The following is a 5,330-nucleotide window of genomic DNA, read 5'->3' as shown; positions in this document are numbered from 1 at the left end:
ACGGTCCTAAGGTAGCGAAATTCCTTGTCGGGTAAGTTCCGACCTGCACGAATGGCGTAACGACTTCCCCGCTGTCTCCAACATCGACTCAGCGAAATTGAATTACCTGTCAAGATGCAGGTTTCCCGCGGTTAGACGGAAAGACCCCGTGCACCTTTACTACAGCTTCGCACTGGCATCAGGATTGTGATGTGCAGGATAGGTGGTAGGCTTTGAAACCGTGACGCCAGTCGCGGTGGAGCCTTCCTTGAGATACCACCCTTCGCACTCTTGATGTCTAACCGCGGTCCGTTATCCGGATCCGGGACCCTGCGTGGCGGGTAGTTTGACTGGGGCGGTCGCCTCCTAAAGCGTAACGGAGGCGCGCGAAGGTTGGCTCAGAGCGGTCGGAAATCGCTCGTTGAGTGCAATGGCAGAAGCCAGCCTGACTGCGAGACTGACAAGTCGAGCAGAGTCGAAAGACGGCCATAGTGATCCGGTGGTCCCGAGTGGAAGGGCCATCGCTCAACGGATAAAAGGTACGCCGGGGATAACAGGCTGATACTGCCCAAGAGTCCATATCGACGGCAGTGTTTGGCACCTCGATGTCGGCTCATCTCATCCTGGGGCTGGAGCAGGTCCCAAGGGTACGGCTGTTCGCCGTTTAAAGAGGTACGTGAGCTGGGTTTAGAACGTCGTGAGACAGTTCGGTCCCTATCTGCCGTGGGTGTAGGATACTTGAGAGGAGTTGCCCCTAGTACGAGAGGACCGGGGTGAACGAACCACTGGTGGACCAGTTGTCGTGCCAACGGCAGTGCTGGGTAGCTATGTTCGGACAGGATAACCGCTGAAGGCATCTAAGCGGGAAGCCCCCCTCAAAACAAGGTATCCCTGAGGACCGTGGTAGACCACCACGTCGATAGGCCGGAGATGTAAGCGCAGCAATGCGTTCAGTTGACCGGTACTAATGGTCCGATAGGCTTGATTTGATCCAGTAGAAGACAGACTTGAACGTCAACTTCGAAAGACAAGCAAAAGCATACACATAACGTGAACAACACTTGGACAACAGGTTGAGGGTTTCTTTGGTTTGGTGGTCATAGCACAAGTGAAACACCCGGTCCCATCCCGAACCCGGCCGTTAAGCACTGTCGCGCCAATGGTACTGCGTCTTAAGGCGTGGGAGAGTAGGTCACTGCCAAACCTAACAAACCCTCAACACCGTATCTCTCTTTCGATTGTCCCCTAATACACACTTAAACCGGGGACACATATTGGCGCGGGATGGAGCAGCCCGGTAGCTCGTCAGGCTCATAACCTGAAGGTCGTAGGTTCAAATCCTACTCCCGCAACCACTTTGATCGAACTGATATCAATGTTCGTGCAAGGCCCTTCTCCGGAAGGGCTTTTTGCGTTCTGGGCCAACCCGATCATTCCTACCAAGGCCCCATCCAAGGCAACGATCACGCCATCATCCGCATGCTTGATCGTCACGCGTTCGATTAGACTGCGTATCAGTTCCAGTGCCTGTGGACGGATTTCGGGGTCGGTCAGGGTGTCTGACAGGTCCTGGACTTTGCGGCGGTAGAGCTCGGACAGATTTGGGTTCAGGCGCACAGGCGTTGGTGCCGGAGTTGCGAGTTCGCTGTCCAGTTTGGTCAGCTGACCTTCCATCTCTTCGAGCTTAGCCTGCAAGCCTGACGTACGCAGCCCTTCCGCAATCGCATCGTACAAGCCATCGAGCTTGCGTGCGAGACTGTCACGTTCGGATTGTACCCGTGCGTGTCGCGCTTCTTTCTCCCCGTTCTGTGTGTTCGTAGCCGTCGTATGTGATTTCACAAACTTCGCCACCGCATCCGGCAGCATCAGCCGTTCACGCAGCAAGGACAGAACTGCGTCTTCGAGGTCCGGGCGTCTGACAGACTTTTTCTGATCGCAGGTTGCCAGCTTTCTCGCCGCTGAACAGGCCATGTAGTCTTTCCCGACAGAAACCAGCGGGCTGCCACATTCATCGCAGAATGCCAGGCCCGTCAGAAGATGAATCTTCCGCCGCTTCTCCCAAAACCGCGTCGCCTTGATGGCTTTCACACGCGGCGTTGCCTCAATCTCGCCTTGCCTCCCTTTGACCGCGTCCCAGAGCGCATCATCCACGATCCTGAGATCTTGGACATCCTTGATGGTCCATTCTGATGGATCATTGAGGCGGGAGACGCGTCGACCAGTGTCGGGGTCCTTGATGTAGCGGAGACGGTTCCAGACCAAGCGACCGATATAGAGTTCATTGTTGAGCAGGCCCGTACCCCGCGTGCGATGACCTCGAATGGCAGTATCGCGCCAGAGTTTGCCGCGCGGCCCTAGAATACCATCTGCATTGAGGCGCTGCGCGATGGATTTCGGCGAACGTCCTGTGGAAAACTCGTGAAAGACCCGCCGGATGATATGCGCTTCGCCTTCGTTGATTTGTCGTTCCCCAGTGACAGGCAGCCCGTCTGCGCCAAGACGCCGAACAACATCATAGCCGTAGCTTTTACCACCGCCGGATCGACCCGCTTCAACACGGCCTCTGAGGCCACGTCGTGTCTTTGCGGCAAGGTCCTTCAGGAACAACTGGTTCATCGTTCCCTTGAGGCCGACATGCAGTTCGCCAATCTCGCCTTCCGCCAAGGTCGATACGCCAACGTTGGCAAACGACAAGCGTTTGAAAATGGCGGCGATGTCAGCCTGATCGCGGCTCAATCGATCCAGAGCCTCGCAAAGGACAAGATCAAACCGACCGTCCTGCGCATCGCTGAGCAAGGCTTGTATGCCGGGTCGGAGCATGGATGCTCCGGAAATCGCGCGATCGGTGAAGGCATCGACAACTTGCCAGCCCTCGCGTTCGGCTGTTTCGTGACACAGACGCAATTGGTCGTCGATTGAGGCATCGCGTTGCATCTGGCTGGAGAAACGCGCGTAGAGGGCGACACGGGTCATCGTTTGCCCTTCTTCATCTTGCTGATCAGTGTAGCATAGTCACGTCCGGCCTCGATGGTCTGCGCGTGAATATAGTGGCGCTCGGCCGTGCCAAAGCCTGAATGGGCCAGAACGGGGCGGATCAGCCGGGCCCCTTTTGGCGACGTCCGAGCCAGTGTCGTCGCCGCCGCATCTCGGAAGAAGTGTGGGGGCACACGAACACCGGTCATCTTTTCTGTGCATTCGGAGATCCTGCATCCAAGATAGTCTTGAGTGTAGATCGTACCACGCTCTCCGACCCAGAGAATGTCATGATCCTGATTTCCACGGGCCATGAACATTGGGCGGGCTTCGTTCAAATACCGCCGTAGAAGCGGGTCAATCTGGCTGGGCACGACCGCTTCCCAGGGCTGACCGGATTTGGTCAACTCTTCCGGCAGAGCAATGAGGATCTCATTTTCGGCAACAAGCACAGAGTGGCCGATCCGCAGCCCGGCATATGCGCGCCTGCGCATCGGCATCAGAGCCAACATTGCGATCATGGCTCCGTCACGGACATGCTTCATGGATTGCAGTGGCGTTCCTGCCGTTTCGGCATGCTTTGTCGCCAATTCTATGCCAGCATTGAGGAGAACTGCACTCGACAATATTCGTCCAGCTTTGCGATCACGATCGCCAGTTCCTGCCGCCCGCTTCAGCGATGCCTTCAGCCTGAGTTGTGCTGTCCAATCGGAGACTGGGGCAGCAGCCCTCAGGATGCGAAGGACACCATCGACAAACATCAATTGGCTCATTGGTTTGGTGTGTTGCAAGTCATCAAGCCAAGCCGACAAGCGGGGCAGAGTAGCCCGGCTTGCTGGTTGGAGGGCGATGGCCGTTGGCTCATGTGTCGTGAGCCAACAAAGCCAACGTGCGTATCGGCGCTCAAGTGTCAGGAGCGATGTGTCCCGCAGGTGCGCCAATGCTCCGACGTCGTCAAATGGGCCACCTTGCCGTGTGAGGTCAGCCCACATGGCCCTATCCTGCTTTGGCCATCCGGAGAACGGGAGAACGAGACTCATCAGCGAAGTCCTTTCTTTTGCTCGATCAGATCGGCGAAGGCTTTTGTCGCCGATCTTGCTTCCAGCCCGGAGTACATGTTGATCGTGTGGCTGACTTCTGAATGGCCGAGCAGGCGGCGCGCGACTTCGTAACCGCCTGGATTTGCATCCAGCCAGTTCATTACTGCGAAATGCCGGAAGAGATGGGCGTTCATCTCCAGCCCGGTTTCCTTGCGTATCCGTTTGCTCAGCCGCGACGACAGGGCGTTCGGGACGATGTGGCCGCGTCCATCCCGTCTTGGGAACAACCACGGTGTTCCGGGATCGCACATTTGAGGGCAACGGGTCGAAAGATGACGATCCAGCATCTGAACCACATCGCGAGGTAGTTCAAATTCTATGGGACGTTGGTTCTTGGTCTCTGCGTCTTCCAGCACGAAAAATATGTGGCCATCCCCTGGCCGATGCAGGTGGTGTTCAAGGTGAATGCCTGCGAGGTTCTTTACGCGAACCGGACAAACGAGCAGGATGGCGATAGCCAGGGCATCTTCACGCGCCAGAGCGTGGTCATAGGGTTTGGATTTCCCGCGTGGTCGTTTGAATATTTGTTCTGGCAGCGACAAGAGCCGCAACTGGTTCGTCTGATCCTGCAAAACACGCAATCTGGCCCGGTTTTTTCGGGTCATGCCGTTTTGAGGCTTGACGGAAACGCGCTTGGCAAGTTCCGCCAATGCCTGCCGTACATCGTCGGGGGCATCGAGGAGTCTCGCCAGATTGCGCAGCAGAGCCGCTGTTTCACTTTCCATCTAACGGATCGAAGCCACCGGCTTCCAGCCGGTCCGCTTCAGCGAATCTTCTGCTGATCTCTCCTCCTGAAATTTGAAGCCCGCTGAGGCGGTAAGGCTTCAAATTTCAGGAGGAGAGATCATGCGCTACTCGGCATCCGCGCACACGCGATTTTACCACAGATTCCATGTCGTATGGGCCACAAAGTATAGGTACAAAGTTCTACGGGGACGGATGCGCGCGCGTATCCGGGAGATCATCATGCAGACCTGCAATGAGATGGGGGTACATATTGTGCGCGGCGTTTTGGCGCGAGATCACGTGCATATGTTTCTGTCGATCCCGCCCAAGCTATCGCTGTCTGGTGTCATGCAGCGCATCAAAGGCCGATCATCGCGCCGCATCCAGATAGAGTTCCCAGAGTTGCGCAAGCGCTACTGGGGCAGGCGGTTCTGGGCCCGTGGCTACTTCTCCACCACGTCTGGGAATGTCACCGACGATATCATCCTGCAGTATCTGGAATTACATTCCTCCAAATGATGCCACCGGCGTCAGCCGGTGGGTCGTTCACTG

The 5,330-nt window shown here is 56.5% G+C and carries 4 protein-coding genes, 1 tRNA gene and 2 rRNA genes; 4 read left to right on the top strand and 3 right to left on the bottom strand.

The annotated features are described in order from the left end of the window. From ACP15R_RS27330 to ACP15R_RS27320, 3 genes are all read left to right on the top strand, one after another. Positions 1-968, top strand: a 23S ribosomal RNA gene (locus ACP15R_RS27330); the annotation flags it as partial. Positions 969-1,068: 100 nt separating this feature from the next. Next, positions 1,069-1,183 (top strand): 5S ribosomal RNA (gene rrf, locus ACP15R_RS27325). Between the two features lie 74 nt (positions 1,184-1,257). After that, positions 1,258-1,334 (top strand) — tRNA-Met (locus tag ACP15R_RS27320). Here ACP15R_RS27320 and ACP15R_RS27315 read toward each other — a convergent pair. The 3 genes from ACP15R_RS27315 to ACP15R_RS27305 all read right to left on the bottom strand — a co-directional run bounded on the left by ACP15R_RS27315 (position 1,291) and on the right by ACP15R_RS27305 (position 4,777). Continuing rightward, on the bottom strand, positions 1,291-2,913 hold the full coding sequence (locus tag ACP15R_RS27315) for a recombinase family protein (RefSeq protein WP_424988967.1): 1,623 nt from the start codon (positions 2,911-2,913) through the stop codon (positions 1,291-1,293). The genes ACP15R_RS27320 and ACP15R_RS27315 overlap by 44 nt on opposite strands. A gap of 35 nt (positions 2,914-2,948) precedes the next feature. Beyond that, positions 2,949-3,725, bottom strand: a complete 777-nt coding sequence (locus tag ACP15R_RS27310) for a tyrosine-type recombinase/integrase (RefSeq protein WP_424988966.1) — start codon at positions 3,723-3,725, stop codon at positions 2,949-2,951. A 266-nt stretch (positions 3,726-3,991) separates the two neighbouring features. Next, a complete protein-coding gene (locus tag ACP15R_RS27305) occupies positions 3,992-4,777 on the bottom strand; it encodes a tyrosine-type recombinase/integrase (protein WP_424988965.1) in 786 nt (261 codons plus the stop codon). A gap of 118 nt (positions 4,778-4,895) precedes the next feature. Here ACP15R_RS27305 and tnpA point away from each other — a divergent pair, with 118 nt between their 5' ends. Continuing rightward, complete coding sequence (gene tnpA, locus ACP15R_RS27300; RefSeq protein ID WP_424985241.1) at positions 4,896-5,297, top strand: IS200/IS605 family transposase; 402 nt, start codon at positions 4,896-4,898, stop codon at positions 5,295-5,297. Positions 5,298-5,330 lie beyond the last annotated feature (33 nt).

The sequence above is a fragment of the Microbulbifer sp. S227A genome (assembly GCF_049800935.1).
The sequence above is the reverse complement of the archived record's forward strand: the minus strand, read 5'-3'. Positions and strand labels throughout refer to the sequence as shown.

Bases quoted from the DNA above. Each gene is read 5' to 3' on its own strand.
- ACP15R_RS27310 (WP_424988966.1), bottom strand. From the start codon at position 3,725: ATGAGCCAATTGATGTTTGTCGATGGTGTCCTTCGCATCCTGAGGGCT.
- ACP15R_RS27315 (WP_424988967.1), bottom strand. From the start codon at position 2,913: ATGCAACGCGATGCCTCAATCGACGACCAATTGCGTCTGTGTCACGAA.
- ACP15R_RS27305 (WP_424988965.1), bottom strand. From the start codon at position 4,777: ATGGAAAGTGAAACAGCGGCTCTGCTGCGCAATCTGGCGAGACTCCTC.